The organism is Paenibacillus sp. W4I10 (genome assembly GCF_030816325.1).
Taxonomy (GTDB): Bacteria; Bacillota; Bacilli; order Paenibacillales; family Paenibacillaceae; genus Paenibacillus; species Paenibacillus amylolyticus_B.
Window position 1 is genome coordinate 3,501,483 of the sequence record NZ_JAUSXX010000001.1, and the last position, 16,217, is coordinate 3,517,699.

13 protein-coding genes and 1 pseudogene are annotated in these 16,217 nt (G+C 42.5%); all 14 read right to left on the bottom strand.

The genetic code is table 11. The features are described 5' to 3' along the window. Nucleotides 1-55: 55 nt before the first annotated feature. Nucleotides 56-1,357, bottom strand: coding sequence for an ABC transporter substrate-binding protein (locus QF049_RS15785; protein ID WP_307538723.1), 1,302 nt, complete (start codon nt 1,355-1,357; stop codon nt 56-58). Nucleotides 1,358-1,887: 530 nt separating this feature from the next. Beyond that, the gene (locus QF049_RS15790) at nt 1,888-3,012 is read right to left on the bottom strand and encodes a GntR family transcriptional regulator (protein WP_307538725.1); all 1,125 of its coding nucleotides are present in this window, start codon (nt 3,010-3,012) and stop codon (nt 1,888-1,890) included. Nucleotides 3,013-3,277: 265 nt separating this feature from the next. Beyond that, nucleotides 3,278-3,655: a retropepsin-like aspartic protease gene (locus QF049_RS15795; RefSeq protein WP_124113507.1), complete on the bottom strand. Its 378-nt coding sequence runs from the start codon at nt 3,653-3,655 to the stop codon at nt 3,278-3,280. After that, complete coding sequence (locus QF049_RS15800) at nt 3,656-3,898, bottom strand: hypothetical protein (RefSeq protein ID WP_062326752.1); 243 nt, start codon at nt 3,896-3,898, stop codon at nt 3,656-3,658. 226 nt (nt 3,899-4,124) lie between these two features. Next, on the bottom strand, nt 4,125-4,790 hold the full coding sequence (locus QF049_RS15805; protein WP_307538728.1) for a hypothetical protein: 666 nt from the start codon (nt 4,788-4,790) through the stop codon (nt 4,125-4,127). Nucleotides 4,791-4,986: 196 nt separating this feature from the next. Further along, nucleotides 4,987-5,982: a phosphotransferase enzyme family protein gene (locus QF049_RS15810; protein ID WP_307538730.1), complete on the bottom strand. Its 996-nt coding sequence runs from the start codon at nt 5,980-5,982 to the stop codon at nt 4,987-4,989. Between the two features lie 139 nt (nt 5,983-6,121). Continuing rightward, nucleotides 6,122-6,931 carry a DUF5677 domain-containing protein gene (locus QF049_RS15815; protein WP_307538733.1) on the bottom strand — a complete coding sequence of 270 codons (810 nt, stop codon included), beginning with the start codon at nt 6,929-6,931 and terminating at the stop codon, nt 6,122-6,124. 240 nt (nt 6,932-7,171) lie between these two features. After that, nucleotides 7,172-7,606 carry a hypothetical protein gene (locus QF049_RS15820; protein WP_307538734.1) on the bottom strand — a complete coding sequence of 145 codons (435 nt, stop codon included), beginning with the start codon at nt 7,604-7,606 and terminating at the stop codon, nt 7,172-7,174. A 268-nt stretch (nt 7,607-7,874) separates the two neighbouring features. Then, on the bottom strand, nt 7,875-8,906 hold the full coding sequence (locus QF049_RS15825; protein WP_307538737.1) for a tyrosine-type recombinase/integrase: 1,032 nt from the start codon (nt 8,904-8,906) through the stop codon (nt 7,875-7,877). 616 nt (nt 8,907-9,522) lie between these two features. Then, on the bottom strand, nt 9,523-9,879 hold the full coding sequence (locus QF049_RS15830; protein WP_307538739.1) for a hypothetical protein: 357 nt from the start codon (nt 9,877-9,879) through the stop codon (nt 9,523-9,525). Between the two features lie 60 nt (nt 9,880-9,939). Then, the gene (locus QF049_RS15835) at nt 9,940-11,049 is read right to left on the bottom strand and encodes a matrixin family metalloprotease (protein WP_307538741.1); all 1,110 of its coding nucleotides are present in this window, start codon (nt 11,047-11,049) and stop codon (nt 9,940-9,942) included. Between the two features lie 141 nt (nt 11,050-11,190). Continuing rightward, nucleotides 11,191-11,352: pseudogene (locus QF049_RS15840) on the bottom strand (IS3 family transposase); the annotation flags it as partial. 229 nt (nt 11,353-11,581) lie between these two features. Next, entirely contained in the window at nt 11,582-13,624 is a 2,043-nt protein-coding gene (locus QF049_RS15845) for a B12-binding domain-containing radical SAM protein (protein ID WP_307538745.1), read from the bottom strand. A gap of 403 nt (nt 13,625-14,027) precedes the next feature. After that, nucleotides 14,028-15,908, bottom strand: coding sequence for a DNA helicase RecQ (recQ, locus tag QF049_RS15850; protein WP_307538748.1), 1,881 nt, complete (start codon nt 15,906-15,908; stop codon nt 14,028-14,030). Nucleotides 15,909-16,217 lie beyond the last annotated feature (309 nt).

Genomic DNA, 16,217 nt, shown 5'->3' on the forward strand with positions numbered 1-16,217 from the left:
AATTGTCATTCATGAATAGGCAAGGAGAGAGTTCGCTCCCTGCCTACCGAGCACCCTATTTGTCGTATTTTTCTAAAGCCTTATTAACAGTCTCTGTTACTCTATCCAGGTTCTCTTTCGGAGTACCGTTACCGCGGGTAGCCTTTTCCGTAGCGGAAGCTAACTCATTCCACAGCAGTTGTCCTTCAGGAATAACCGGGCGGTTATGTGAATTGGGCAAAATATTAATAAATTCCTTCATAATCGGATCGTCCTTGTAACCGTATTTGTCGTTAACCGAATCGATAACGGAAATTTGAGAGTCAGCGTTTAATAACGTTTGCCCCTCTTCTTTCCCTAAGAATTCGAGGAATTCCCAAGCAGCAGCGACGTTCTTGGCGCCTTTAGGGATAATAGCGGACCCGCCTCCCGACCATGTCGTAAAATTAGTACCTGTTGGGGTCGGTATGGGTGCAACACCGTAGTTTAAATCCGGCTTAAATTTTTCGATACCCTTCACCGTGAAGTTTCCACTTATCTTCATGCTGACTTGACCTGAAATGAACGGATCCATTTCCTCCGAGCCAGCTGCGCTTGTGAATCCGGCAATATCCTCGACATTGTATTTTTGGCCGAAGTCGGTCATCCATTGTAATGCTTCAACGACTTTAGGATCATTTGCGGTAATTTTGCCGGTGGCAGCATCCTGGAATTCTCCTCCAAATGCCCATCCCCAAGTATACAGCCAGCCTTGCGAATACCATGGGATGAACCCGATCCGTTTGAAACGTTTACCTTCCTTGATGGTTAACTTATCGGCGGCCGCTTCAAGCTCGGCGATCGTTTGCGGTGGTTTGTTGGGATCCAACCCTACTTCTTTGAAATGATCCTTATTGTAAAATAGCAGGCGAGAGTCCGTATCCATCGGCATTGCATAAAGCTTTCCTTGATAACTGGACTCCTCCCATGCAAATGGATAATACATTTCCTTACGAATTCCGGATTCTGCTGCCATCGAGGATAAGTCAGTCAGAGAACCTTGCGCAGCCCAAGTACCGACCTTAAAACGGTCGAAAAGTGCAACGTCAGGAGGATTGCCGCCTGCGACTGCAGTCAGCAGCTTCTGATCGGATCCCTCGTTGGATTCTGTATAAACCAAATTCATTTTGATGGTAGGGTTTTTCTCTTCAAATGCCTTCACGACTTTATTCATATTATCTAAATCAATTGAGGTAAGACCATGCCACATCGTAACCGTTGTAATCCCCTCTCCGGCCTGATCGCTAGAGCCTCCCTTCGTTGAACAAGCCGTTACAAGTAGTAACATAACCAGAAAGCAAACAAGAATTGGAAATGCGAATCTTTTGGATCTCCTCATTCAAAGTCCCCCTTAAGTTAAATGAATTCGTTTAACTTGAATTCCTATAGGATCCACTTCATTTTCTGATCATCCACAACTTATGTAAGCGCTAACAACTCTGGTGATATGAACTATTAAAATCAGAAAATGATGAACACCGTGAATTTGTTATAAGAACCCACTAGTTATACTAAGTATATTAATATGACATCATAAAACATGTCAATTGCAATATTACGACATCACTATTCATGATGTATGGCTATAATTTAGATATAGAAATCGCGTTTCAAGGTTGGTTAATCTCCGGTCTCCTAACCAATTCCCTGATGTGAAACAGGCTTTACCATAAGAAAACCGCCTATCGACATACTTCATAGAAGACAGATCGCGTCTAAAAGAGGGTCTTCTTGGGATATCAGGTCAGGAAGGTCCCCTGCTTCGAAGTTTATATTTCTGATATCAAAAAAAGTGCCGATAAGCCCCTCGGGACTTCTCGACACTTTGAACAATATCCTTGCTTTTGTTTAGCTGCACTTGTATAAACCCTACCCGTTATTTTTCACGACCATACGATGTTTAATAATGTTCAGCTCGGGAACTGCTGTTCCATGCAATTGAGAGATTAACATATCCACTGCCAATTCACCCATCTGCTTCTCATCCTGCTTAATATGAGTGAAGATGGGTTGACCCAGGTAATCGTTCAGGGAGTCGAAACAAACGATTTCGAATTCCTCCAGAGATTTCCCCATCGAGTTGATGACTTGAGCCAGCATGGTAGCTATTAGAAATTCCGATGCGACAAACGCCTTTACATCAGGGTGCTGCTTCAAAAAGTGCTTTACTGTTTCTTTATCACTTTCAATCGCTGTTCCATTTATGTTCTTGGGAAGGGTGCCCTTCAAGTTCGTCAATACATAGTTTTTGTTCAAATTCATTCCTTCCTGGGTGAAGGCAAACGTATATCCGAGCAGCCTTTCCTCCAATGTTGAAGTGTTCTCTTCCGGCGGAGATAAAAAGGCAATTTTTTTATGACCTTTGCTAATCAGATGACGCGTAAGATCCATGGCTGCTTTCTTATTATCTGTATATACCGAACAAACCGGAATTCCTTTTAGATATCTATCGGCCAAAACAATTGGAAACCGATCTAATACAAGTCGAAGCAGTTCAGAATTATAGTGTTGACCATGAATGGGGGTCACGATTAATCCTTTGATGCCTAAACCAATAAATAAGTCAATCGCACGTTTTTCCTCATCCCGATCCCCGCAAGTTCGCTTGATAATGAGTTGATAATTATGCTCAGCACTCCGCTTTTCCATCGATCTAAGAAGTTGCAGGCCAAACTCGTCAGAAAAATTCGGTATAATAAATCCGATCAACCGCTTATCGTCCTCAGGAACCAAAGTTGTTCTTACCTCTGAATAATGCTTCGGTTCTTGTCCTCCAATGATACCATCGGCCACATATGAACCTTTTCCTTGTATTCGTTTAATAACCCCAGAATCCGCCAATTTCTCCAGAGCCTTTTTAGATGTAATACGACTGACGCCAAATTGTTCAGCCAACTCTTTTTCAGAAGAGACCCGGTCACCTTCTTTTAAACGACCTTCTTTAATCTCTTGTACAATATAGCTATATATCTGCTCGTATAAATGCAATTCCACAAAACCACCCTGACATCATAATATTAATATACTAAGTATATTACACAAGAAGTAATTCGCAAAGTTACTGAGAATACCGACGAACTTCTGTAGCACGGAATAAAAGGCCCTTAGTCTACAGCTCATTCCCGTTTATCTTGTGGATATGATGGTGGTGAATTTCCTTGAAGAAGGTCGAATGCCTCCTAGAGGCTTGATGATTGTACAGGCTTCCTTTCTAGTGTAAACGTTCTTATAGATTCAGATTCAATACGTCTTTTATCTCTTATGAACGAAGTAATTTAAATTCCTTTAGATCAATAGCAAATTCTCCTTCCGTCAGTATATCGAGTCCCAAAAGTCCGTTAATGTTGTGATATTTAAATGAAGTAAAATCTATGTATACATCCTTTAAAATAAAATCCCCTACCTGTATTTCCTCGATTCGCTTACTGAAGGAATGCTCTTTACCTCCAATCCCGTAGCTGGTTATGATTTCATCGTCCATACTCACTTGTATCCCAATCTCATCTACTTCATCCTGTGAAATCAAGCTGTGACTGGCTCCTGTATCGATCACAATGTTCGATATTACTTTCTTTTGCTTATTAAAATGGACTGTTATTTCCGTAAATAACAGTCCGTCTCTATATTCAATATTCATTTAAAGATTTCTCCTTAATCCTATATTTTTCCGTACTTTCACAACGATTTGATCTTTGGAAGTATGATAAACCAAAGTCTTGTCTCTACTGTTCAATAATTCACGAGTCGCTTCTTCATCACTGATCGGGCCAATCACAGCCACATCATCAATGATCTCTTGATTGTCGGTTTCTTCAGAATGAAGAACTTCGAATTTGACGAATTGATTCGGAAAAATTTGTTGAACTTCTTGCCATTTCATCATTGTCCCTCCTCTGTTTGATGCTTATATTATACCATCTCATAGCCTATAACTCTCACTGGAATTTCACCTAACGTTCTCGTATTCACGACACTCGACGAAGTCGAGTGTGTCCGGCTGCCACTGCTTCCCTGCCAACTACATCTGCCGGACCGAGGGGCGAATGCCCCGATGCGTGAACATGTTGTTATGTGATTCCAACGACTTCCTCGAATTACTTATGGGTTTAACGTGAAGCAGTCATATACAAATTATATAAATTAGTACATTGGTCAAAACATTCCAGATATAAAATTCTGATTTCATCATTAGAGCATAACTTTAGATAACTTTCTGAATTTATGATCTCTTTGATGGGTAACATCTCAAGATAATATTCCGGGCTATTCTCCTTCATTAAGATATCTTTATATCTACTAAGTACCTTTATATAAACATTATCAATAAGTCGATATTGACACTTACTGAGCTCCATCAGGAAGAATTTCTGTATTTCTCTCGCCAAAAACGAACCATTATTATAGGGAGGAGTACCGAAAAAGCAATTACTTACAGGAGACCTATACCAGTACTGACCTTTTTGCCAATGCTTTGTAACAATAAAAGAGTGCCACTTTCGAATTTCTTCATAACGAGATCCCAACACTTGATAGTGGCTTGAATACAGTCGCTCAGTGGATTGTGATAGCAAGTGATTGATTATTTCTTCATTAGTATTTAATTGTGTGACCTTGGTTATCGAACACCAGCAAATATAGTTATTATCTATTTTTCCCAATAGGCATACTTCTTCACCAGGGCTAACATATATCTCAAAATAAAAATCTTTATTGCTAATATCATAATTCGGCTTAACACTATTCTTTGTTGTAATAAGGTTGTATTCACTCATTATAAAACTCCTTTATCAGAGTTTTCGCTGGTTTCACATAACGTTTCTGTATTCACGACGCGAGCCGACCTTAGATAGCTCTTATCTTAGGTCGGCTCGTGTGTCGTCCGAGTTATCTCCTATGATTGTACATCTGGACGACCAAGGGGCGTAAGCCCCGAAGCATGAATATAATGTTAGGCGATGCCGCATTGAATTACCTACAAAAATCCATTTCAATATAAGGGATATCATTCTCGATATTGTTCAAATAAAATTTCAACGCTTCTTTGTCCCAATCACTCCAGTTGTCATAATTATGAAAATTATAACTTCTATAAATCGCTGAAACTACTCCAAACTGTCTAAGATTAATAAAATCAGGTATTAATTTTAACCATGCATGATCAATTGTATTTTCTTTTACATACCCATCCATGAAATTATAATAATACCTCTTGGTTATCTCTAACCTTTGTTTTCCATCTACTACCCAGGGGATCGGAATTTCATAGAATAAAGGAATAGCAATATCACTAACAAACCAACTGTATTCGGCTTCATCAAAATCAATAAAGACTACATCATCGTCTACGTTCAAATAATTCCCATGATTTAAATCTCCATGGATAATTCCATACGAATCAGTATTCTTTGGAAGCCGGCTGAGTTCATTTTTTAGAATTTCGTATTTGTCAATTACATAAGAAAGTTCCGCAGGTAAATACTTTTTCATATTGATAAGGAACTCTTTTTCATGCCATTGTCTCCTGTTTAAATCATCTATTGGATTTAAATTCTTTGAAAGTTTATGCGTTCTTCCTGTATAATTACCAACTCTTTGATAGAACAAATTGCTTTCTTCAGCGATTCTAGCCTTTCGTCCACTAGAAAACTCAAAAGAAGTTGCATAAAATTCCCCATTATCTATTTTCTCTACAAATTCCCCATCAATAGAGATCACAGCTTTTGAAACAGATACATTATTTTTAGACAAGTAATTAATAAAATCAATTTCAGATAAAATCTCTTCTTCACTTCGATGTGATTTATGTGTTACCCGGAGGACAACACTTGTTTCATTTGACTTCCCAAAATAAACAAAGTTTTGGAATCCTTCTAAGTCTTTAAGACTTGATTCAACAATATTAAACTTTTGAGCCGCCTCATTAAGCACTTTCCAGGTAAAAAGCTCTTTAACATGCTTTTCCATAAAGTTTCTTCCTTTCTCTTCACGATTTCGCCTAACGTTCCTGTATTCACGACTCGACGCATGTCGAGTGTCCGGCGAATGCCGGACCAAGGACGAATGTCCGTAGCGTGAATATTATGTTATGAGATGGGACTTGCCTTCATTGATTTGGCTCGATTATGTTCTTTATAAGATCTGAATAATAGGTTATTACTTCCTCATAGTGTTTCATTTCATCTTTATCAGAAGTATGTAAGATATCATGTTCTATATTTGCTATTTCAGTATTTACAATTTCAATTAACTGCTTTTTAGTTTTACTTATTAACCATGGAAGCCATCTGGTTAATGCTACCTCTTCGTAATCCTCTAATATCATTACAACTTCTGTTAATTTAAGATAACAATATAATGAGTATATTAGTACATCGTATTTGTAAGAATCCTTGTTAATTGTAAACATACCATTCTCCAGAAAGGCATCAATCAACACAAAATTAGGATGAGTAAAATCACTTAAATAGTTATAGACTTTTGTGTGTATCGAACCTTCACCTAACTGCTTTGCCATCTCAGACACAGTTAACTCAACATAGTCCATTATTTGTTGTCCATCTCTATCAAGCAATTTCCCTCGACTTGGTCTAAAATAGACTCCGGCGTCCTTGCCTAATGAGTAAACAACAAAATTATTTATAGATTGAGGGAACTGCAAACAATATTTTGCATATAAATAATTCTCATAGATTGTTCTAACTATGCTCATTGCATCTTCGTGTAGATCATTCCTAATTAAAAGAATTATTGATTTTAACGATTTTGTTGATTTCGAAAAACAGAAATAAACAAAATCGTTTATGTGATCCCCATGGGGATCTTGAACTCCATAATATTTTACTATCATTGTCCCTTTCTCTAAGAATTTATCTAGTGAGTTTAATAATTGTTTTTCGTATTTTTTAAGATTCACTATGCAAGTCCTTTCTCATAACGTTAATGTGTTCACGACGTCCCACCGACTTAAGGCGACGAAGTCGCCGGGCGCGATGCGCTTAGTCGGTGCGGATGTGTCCGGCTGAATAGGCTTCCCCGCTATTGCAATTGCCTCCCCGAATCCACATCTAACTTCTGGCGGACCGAGGGCCGAATGGCCCGAAGCGTGAATATTGTGTTATCTGAAGGATCGGTCTGCTTGAACTACTATCAATCACTATTCAACATTTACTTCAGCAATAAAGAAATTCTCTCCAGGTATTGAATCTCCAGCCATTCTTCTTATCATTGACAATTGACCAACATGTGTCATTGCATCTGATAATGGTCCTTGAATCAGTTTTTCAATAATTCTATCTTTGTTGGGTATTCCATTTGATTTCATTAAATTGTCTAAGTTATGCAGCTCATTAAAAAATGTATGTACTTCGTCATTCCAGTTTCCTGATTCTTTCTTAAGTTGTACTTGGTCATCAAAAACGGATTGGGCATATCTTATGACATCAGACATGTGTGCCAAAATTTCAATTGGAGTTCTTACACCGTTACCGAGCTCATAATTCGGGTAATTACTTGGAGCATTTAAAATTGCTTTTGAAAATCGATACTTGAGAGACGAAAGGTAATGTCTTAAAAAGTAGATTTCATCCATTTTTATTATCCCCTTTTTTAATTCTTCTCTTTTTAAAGGTCTACCGATCTTTCAGATAACATCTTATTTATGCACTTCGTAAATACCACAGATCCTCTCTGATATGTAAACTACGTATATGATAACCGATGCTGTAGTATTTGCGAAGAAGAATTTGGTGAAAAAGGTAGATTTATAGGAGTACTCAATCTCCAAGATCCAAACGATCCAGCGGGCTCTGAATACGCTGAATATTTTTCGTACTAACATGCGTATATCGCTGAGTTGTTCATGCACTCGTATGACCAAGGAGCTCCTGAATATAGCGCAGGTCTGTTCCGTTTTCCAACAAATGAGTAGCAAAAGAGTGTCTCAATACATGAATACTCACCTTTTTCACAATGCCTGCCCGTTGTCTAGCTTCTTCGAAAACCTTCTGCACACTCCGCTCCGTAAGATGCCGATCAGAAGATTGCCCTGGAAAGAGCCAACGATTTGGCCTATATTCAGTGATGTATTTTTGCACCATATCCCACGCTAGGCTCGGTAGGATCGTTCTCCGATCCTTTTGCCCCTTCCCCTGTCTCACGATGAGTGTTTGCCTTTCAATATCCAGATCCCTGCACTGTAGACGAACAACTTCACTTACACGAAGTCCAGCAGAATAGGTTAGAAACAAAATGGCCTTATGTTTAGAGTTGGTTACGGATTTGAGCAATTGAGTGACTTCCTTTTCGGACAATACTTGCGGCAGCTTAGTTTGCTTCTTTGGACGAATATACTGGATTTCCGTAGGGTGATGGAGTACATGTTTGCAATAGAAACGGATAGCACTAATGGTCTGATTCACGCTTGAATGGGAAATCCCCCGCTCAAGTAAGCCCAAACAATACGTCTGAACTTTGGAAGTAGTCACCTCATTATCTTTAAGGGGAAAGCTACTCAGAAAACGTTCCACCTGATTACAATACGCTTTAATCGTTTTGCGGCTGTATCCTCGTAACTTTAGTGCCTTCTGTAACGGCTCTTTGCTCCATGGATGGTTTCCCTTACTAGCTTTCCATTGCTGTAAATGCTCATTTTCCACCCACAACTCTGGGGTAATCAGAACGTCAGCAGGATCAAATTGATTCATGAACTCCTGAAGAGCAGCTACGGTGTAAGGGATGATCCACACTTTTTGTTTGGCTTCCCACGTTCTGCCCTTAATCCGACGAATCCGTTCAATATATGCTGGGTTATATGGGATATGGAGGTGTAGTAACTCAGCGGAACCTTTAGTTATGGTAATCGTCTTTTCAGTAGTAGCATATTTACTCATAGGAAATTCTCCTTCATTTGGAAAGGTTATGTTGTTGAACCAAATTCGGAAAAATAAAAGGAAGGCCCTTCTTCATCCCCTAGGGAATCAGATGACCTTCCGATGCTTTCGGAACATATATGCTGTTGTAAAAAGTACCCTACTCCTATGAGGGTAAGAATCAAACGAAATCGGATGAACTAACCGTATTAGCGGTTATCGAATTTTCTACAATAATCGTAAAGCCTATTGCCCCCGTAAAGATCAATCCACAAACAAGGAGACGCCGTCTCCAGACGTCGCATTGGGAAAATTATGAAAGAGCAGGGGCTAATTTCCGATTACAAGAGCGCTCAGTATAAACCCCATAAAGCATCGTGTAACTAAGCGACGATAGCAAATGTTTTGATCGTGATTTCAAGCGACGGAAGTTACTTCACTAACTCCGCCGTTCTCATATACCGCACAAATCATCCGTAAATTAACCATAGCTCCCCCTGTGATAAACTCTTCCTACTTCACCCTCTAACAAGTAAAAACACCTCCAAAATTAGGCTCCACATCTTACGATAGGGTTGCACTCTCTCGGAGGTGTTATTTATCTCAGACTACAGGGCCCTTCAGTTTATCAAATATACTATTTTTTTGTATACTTGTTATTATAGGCGATGAGATATCTCGTTGAAGAATCTTCTACAGCAATCATATCAGTACTGTTTTCGTGTTTAATTTTAAATAGTTTTGTACCTACTTTGTATGTGTTGGAACTTATAATGTTCTCATCATCATGATCACTCTCATTCGTTGAGGATATTTCTATCTCACCTATTTGTTCATCTAATTCATCCTCTGTAATAGTGTCATTGCTTGTAATATAGACTTCTTCCTTTAATTTTATCATTTTATCTGAAGCAAAACTTCCAGAGGACGATGAACACCCGAACAAAAGTAAAATCAAAGAAATGACAGGTATAAATAGCAATTTCCTTTTCATATTACCTCCATAGAAGATAGACTAAGGCCCCTGTTCCAATAGGGCCTTGACCTTGAACTTTTATTTACCTAAGGCTGAAGTTGAAACGTCGTCAAGAGTAACTAAACGATTATCGTAAAGGTTTTTATACGAGCTTTCATCCACTCTAAACGATTTTTCATCCTGTTTAATAAAGATACTTTCATCCTCGTTAATAGGAATGAATACATTATCATCAATCTTTTTTAGATACAATAATACTTCTGTACCTTCTTCGAGTTCGGTAGAATGCTCATGATAAATAATAGACGTATCCGTTTCTCCACCAATTTGTCGTAAATTAATTAGATCTCCCTCTAAAACTTCTCCTTTGATGACATTTTCTATAACTACCTCCGATTGGTAAAATGCTTCTTCTGTTTCACCATCATTTTTGATGAGAGGACTAAGTTTGTTTTTAACAATTCCACTCACAATAACATCGGCATCATGTGCACGAGCTTCAAGGTTGCTATAGCCGATAGCCCAGGAATAATGATTTATTTTCAATTCTTTTTGTGTGGTTTGAGCCTTTTCCAAAATATTATCGGGAACATCTAACACAGGTTCATCACTCTGAACGCTAGCAAAGTTATAGTTATAGATAGCATTAATGGTATTAATGTCCCATGAAGTTGGCGACTTGTTTGGACGTCCGTCAATTAAAGTTCCAGAAGAATTACGTTCAAATGTATTGGGAGTCATAACGGTAGGGTTACCAAATGGAGCGTGATCGAGCCCAAGAGCATGGCCAAATTCATGAGTTGCGATGCCCTTTACATGATCTGTAGTGTAATGACTTTGTGCTGTATAGTATGTATTAACCCATGTCTTCATGGTGGAATAATTTCCGGTTATAATACTAGTGGTCCACTGTGCAAATCCGTCCCAAGTAACACTACTGTCAGATTTATTGCCTGCAGTAAATTTAGAATTGGTACCAGCTTTTAGAAAGACATCAGTAGATAGATTCCACTCATCTCTAGCATGTGTCCATATATTGGTGTAGACATTATTGGTTCCATTGTTTTGATAAGTTATGTTTCTGCTTCCCCAAGAGTAACCCGTTACTGGAGTCGCATAAGCTTGTAAGTTACTAAACAACATTCCTGCTAGACCGCATAGTAATAATGCTTTCTTAACATGTTTCATGTAAACACCCCTTAAAAAAGTGGATTTTATTACCATAAATTAAATATAATGATAGTCATATCAAAATGTCAATGCTCTATGTAAAAAAGCATTTTTTTGCTATAAATTCCCACAATTATTATAAAATAAAAACACCGAGCCCTACCTTAATTTATCGAGGTAGGGCTCGCTTAATTGAACTGGGGACTTTTTCAGTGCCCTGTACTTTACAGGGGTCATCCTTTTTAAGTTCCATTGGTATCTGTAGTGGTTGTAGTAGGTCATCTGAGCCTTGATTTCTTGTTTGACTTCTTCCAGTTCTTCTGGCGTGACTTTGAAAAACAAAAATGGAAGGCCCTTCTTCATCCCAAATAGGGAATCAGAGGACCTTCCGATGCTTTCGGACATATCTGACGTTGTAAAAGGTGGAACTTAACGCGGCTTGTACATTGGCAAGCCGCGTTAAGGGTGTGAGGTGCTGCGCCCACTGGGTGCAGCACTTCCCTGGGTTGCACCGCGTCAATGATCGCGGTGCTTTCTCAGGCTGCTGCATTTACATGGCAGCGGCTTCTTCTCCCAGCGGCAGCGTGTAATACTGCGCCTGCTGCCCTTCATGCTGCTGGTACACTACGACCAGCAGCGTCCGGCCTTTCGCGGCAAGCGGGCTGGCGCCAGCTAGCACACGCTCAAGCCGGAACGGAAGCACATCCAATACGGTGTGCTTCTGCAGTTCCTTTTCGCCGAGACCAAGGTCGGCGAAAGCACGGGCACCCATGACCGTCTGTGCGGTCATGGCCGAGGTCATCGGCAACGCACGCGTAGCGTTGCCGTCCACCATGTCCGCCGATCCATCCGCGGCGGACCCTGTTGCGTCGCCCGAAGTGAGCGACGCTTCACCCCCGGCATCGCTGCCGATCACACCCGCCGCATCTGCGGCAGAGTTCTCCCCGGCAGCAGCCGAGCTTGCCACAGCGGCACTCGGACCCGTGCCGCTGCTTTCGAGCCATGCCGTGCCTGCGGCGCCGGCAACGCGTGGCAGACGAACGTCTTCCGGACGTTCAGCCAACGTTTTCATATAACCCGCCCACTGGTCTTTCTGGAGCGGATCTTCCCACCAGATTTTGCGTGGTTTGTATTTGTGGCCAAGGAAATAGTCCAGCTTCATCAAACCTAGCACGATATCCATATGCGGCGTATTCCGCGACTCCAGGAAGCTGTGCAGACGAGTAAACAGATCCTCCAGTTGGTGACCGATTTTTTGCCAGCCCTGACCTTCCCAATAATCCCCGAACGCCTGGAAGAAATCAAATGGCGAATTGAACTCTTGCTCCATCAGATACTTCAGCGTATGGTCCATCCGGTGTGCGTTCCAGTACTTCTCCAACACATCTTCCAACCGCTTCAAGCGTACGATGTCACTGAACGGCAGCACGTCACTGCCCAGAATCTCATACGGCGCATGATCCATGTACGTATAGTTGTACTTTTCCGCATCCAGACGCAGACCTGTACCACGCAGCATTTTGAGGAATCCGAGCTGAAGCTCTTCCGGCCCCAGTGCAAATACATCGTTAAACGTCTTGCGGAACGTATTGTAATCTTCCTCTGGCAGTCCGGCGATGAGATCCAGATGCTGATCGATTTTACCGCTGGCTTTCACCTTGTTCACGGTACGGCTCAGCTTGGTAAAGTTCTGGCGGCGTTTAACTAGTTCATTTGTCGGATCATTCGTGGACTGAACCCCGATCTCGAATCGGAACGTGCCCGGCGGCGCATTCTCTGCCAGATAATCAAGTACCTCGGGACGCATAATGTCTGCCGTAATTTCAAACTGGAACACCGTCCCCTGATGATTCTCGATCAGGAATTTGAACATTTCGAGCGCATAATCCCGCTTGATGTTGAACGTCCGGTCCACGAACTTGATCAGCTTCGCGCCCTTCTCAATCAGGTACAGAATGTCCGACTTCGTCCGCTCAATATCGTAATACCGCACACCGACCTCAATACTGGACAAACAGAACTGACAACTGAACGGACAGCCACGGCTGGTCTCAAAATAAACAACCCGTTTCCCAAGCTCCGGGATATCCTCTTCAAAACGGTGCGGTGACGGCAGATCGTTCAGATCTGCTTTTGGCCGACCTGGCATGAGAATGACCTCTTCCCCTTTGCGATACGCCAGTCCATAGACAAAGTGGAACTTCTTGCTTCCTTCCAGCTCCGTCAACAGCTGATGAAGCGTCTCTTCCCCTTCACCCATCACGATAAAATCGACATTGGGAATCCGGTTCATCCAATATTCCGTGTCGTAGGACACCTCCGGCCCGCCCAGCAAAATTTTCACGTCAGGCATAACCTTTTTCAGATTATCAATGACCTTGATCGTCTCTTCAATGTTCCAGATGTAACACGAGAAACCAATCACGTCCGCCCCGCGCTGGTACAGATCAGACACAATGTTCATCACCGGATCCTTGATCGTATACTCCGCCAGGTCAATATCAAAATCCTTCTCACTGTACGCCTTCAGACAACGCAAGGCCAAGGAGGTATGGATGTACTTTGCATTTAATGTAGAAAGAATAACCTTCATGGTTCACAACCTTTGCCTGGACACCCAGACCATATATTTTTTGGGAAAAGTAAAGCTCCACAGCCATCCTGCCCCGGACGCTGTTCATCTAAACCTCTTTTGAACTAGCCATTCCATCTCTCATGGACATATCCAACGTTTGTCTTTCAAAGAGTGGACACTCTTTTCAAAAAGACATATACACCTCGCCAAACCCAAACCACAACATACAGTATGAAACACACATAATAAAACTACATGCTGTATACGATAAGGTGAGCCATTCCTAACGCCAATGTCCACCCTTTGAAAGACAATTTGCCACCATTTGTCCACTCTACAGAGACATAACCAACTTCAAAGATTCGGAAGTGAAAATTAACAATTCATACTCAATTCACATTTACTCATACTCATTTCACACTTACTCATACTCGTAAAACGCATCATCATCCGTATCCACTTCTTCGCCGGATTGCTTCTGGAAAAACTCCAGGAACGGCAGTCCGTACTTGCGATACTTGACCTCACCGACCCCTTTGATATCCAGCATGTCACGTTCTGTCTGTGGACATACCACACTCATCTCACGCAGGGTCGCATCATTGAAAATAATGTACGATGGTACATGCTCTTTCGCCGCCAAGTCGCGCCGAATCAGACGAAGCTGTTCAAATACCGTCTCATTAACCGCAGATGGCATTGCATCGCGTCCGCGGCGTCCGCCATAATTCGTACCCGAAGCCGTTGCAGCTGTTTTGCGAACGACACGTTGCATCACTTCTCGTTGACCTTTCAGCACTTCCACCGCCAGTGGCTGCAAACGCACAACCGGATACTGTCCCTCAGACAGCATCAAATATCCTTCGGATACCATCACGTTGATGATCTCCGATATCTCGCGCTCTGTCCGATTGCCCATCACGCCGTAGGTTGGCAGAGAGTTGAAGCCGTAATCAAGTACCTTTTTGGCACGGGAGCCTTTGAGCACCGAAGCGACCAGCGATACACCATACCGTTCACGCATCCGGTGAATGCAGCTGAATATTTTCTGTGCATCAATCGTCATGTCTACCAACTCACGGTCGTCCGTACAGGAACTGCAAATACCGCAAGGTGTATCGTCATGAACCTCACCGAAATAGTCCAGCTGTGCACTTCGCAGACAGCGGGTCGTGTAACAGTAATCCACCATCTGTTGCAGCTTCCGGTAATCATTCTGTTTGCGGTCGCCCTCCATCGGATTCTGCTCGATCAGGAACTTCTGGGTGATAATGTCCTGTGCTCCGAATAGCAGAATGCACTGACTGGGTTCTCCGTCCCGGCCTGCACGTCCGGCTTCCTGTACATATGCCTCCATGTTCTTCGGCATGCTGTTATGAATAACGTAACGCACGTTCGATTTATCAATCCCCATCCCGAACGCATTCGTTGCCACCATCACTCGGATATCATCGTACAAAAAAGCTTCCTGGCTCTGGGACCGTTCATCGTCCGTCATGCCGGCATGGTAGCGCCCAGCGGGCAATCCCGCCTGTAACAAACGCTGATGCAGATCGTCCACGTCCTTACGGGTCGCGGCATACACAATCCCAGGCTCGCTGGCATGCTCGCGCGCATAATTAAGGACAAAGTCCTTCTTGCTCTCGCCGCGCAGCACGCTAAACGCCAAATTATCACGCCCAAGTCCGGTCACATACGTCTGCGGGTCCTGCAAACGCAGCAGCCGCAGAATATCGCCCATGACCTCGGGCGTCGCTGTTGCCGTGAAGGCCGCAACCACCGGCCGCTCCGGCAAACTGTCCACAAACGGCGCTACCGCAAGGTAGCTTGTCCGAAAATCATGCCCCCACTGCGATACACAGTGGGCCTCATCCACAGCAACGCAAGAGATCGGCAAATAGCCCATCTCCTCGCGGAACCAATCCAGCTCCAGTCGCTCAGGCGCGACATAGAGCAACTTCAGCTCACCGCGCTGCGCCGCGCGGATGCGATCATTCACTTCTTTGCCGCTAAGTGTACTATTAATATACGCGGCAGCAATTCCGGCGGTCGTCAACGCATCGACCTGGTCCTTCATCAATGAGATCAACGGGGAGACAACAAGTGTCAGACCCGAATATAACAGGGCGGGGATCTGATAACAGATCGACTTACCGCCCCCGGTTGGCATAATTCCGAGCGTATCTTCACGTTCGAGCAGGCTGGCTACTATCTTTTTCTGTCCCTCACGGAAGTCGGGGTAGCCATAATATTTTTGCAGGAGACCCTGCGCTTCTTCTAATGTTGGTGTTTGCACACTCATGTAAAGACTCCTTACTTATCACCGGTGTTCTTCCACCAGCTTGGTCCGATCCGATTCTGACATCCGAAAGCGGCTCATATGCCGCATCCTTGACAACAAAATGGCGTTCTCATGACTTGTCCGTCAAGCAAACGCCGCTCCCTTTAGTTTAACGGCCCAGCCCCGAATGAGCAACCGCGTTTTACTGTAAATCGTTTGAAGCTTCTTCATTAAAATAAAAACAACCGTTCATCCATGTTTGGACAAACGATTGCTTTATACTTTTGTTCACAACCGACACACTCATATCACGCTAGTGTACCCGTAACA

What these genes read in the sequence shown, in the direction of transcription:
- QF049_RS15785 (WP_307538723.1), bottom strand. Translation starts at nt 1,357, where the DNA reads ATGAGGAGATCCAAAAGATTCGCATTTCCAATTCTTGTTTGCTTTCTG.
- QF049_RS15795 (WP_124113507.1), bottom strand. Translation starts at nt 3,655, where the DNA reads ATGAATATTGAATATAGAGACGGACTGTTATTTACGGAAATAACAGTC.
- QF049_RS15800 (WP_062326752.1), bottom strand. Translation starts at nt 3,898, where the DNA reads ATGAAATGGCAAGAAGTTCAACAAATTTTTCCGAATCAATTCGTCAAA.
- QF049_RS15805 (WP_307538728.1), bottom strand. Translation starts at nt 4,790, where the DNA reads ATGAGTGAATACAACCTTATTACAACAAAGAATAGTGTTAAGCCGAAT.
- QF049_RS15810 (WP_307538730.1), bottom strand. Translation starts at nt 5,982, where the DNA reads ATGGAAAAGCATGTTAAAGAGCTTTTTACCTGGAAAGTGCTTAATGAG.
- QF049_RS15820 (WP_307538734.1), bottom strand. Translation starts at nt 7,606, where the DNA reads ATGGATGAAATCTACTTTTTAAGACATTACCTTTCGTCTCTCAAGTAT.
- QF049_RS15825 (WP_307538737.1), bottom strand. Translation starts at nt 8,906, where the DNA reads ATGAGTAAATATGCTACTACTGAAAAGACGATTACCATAACTAAAGGT.
- QF049_RS15830 (WP_307538739.1), bottom strand. Translation starts at nt 9,879, where the DNA reads ATGAAAAGGAAATTGCTATTTATACCTGTCATTTCTTTGATTTTACTT.
- QF049_RS15835 (WP_307538741.1), bottom strand. Translation starts at nt 11,049, where the DNA reads ATGAAACATGTTAAGAAAGCATTATTACTATGCGGTCTAGCAGGAATG.
- QF049_RS15845 (WP_307538745.1), bottom strand. Translation starts at nt 13,624, where the DNA reads ATGAAGGTTATTCTTTCTACATTAAATGCAAAGTACATCCATACCTCC.
- recQ (WP_307538748.1), bottom strand. Translation starts at nt 15,908, where the DNA reads ATGAGTGTGCAAACACCAACATTAGAAGAAGCGCAGGGTCTCCTGCAA.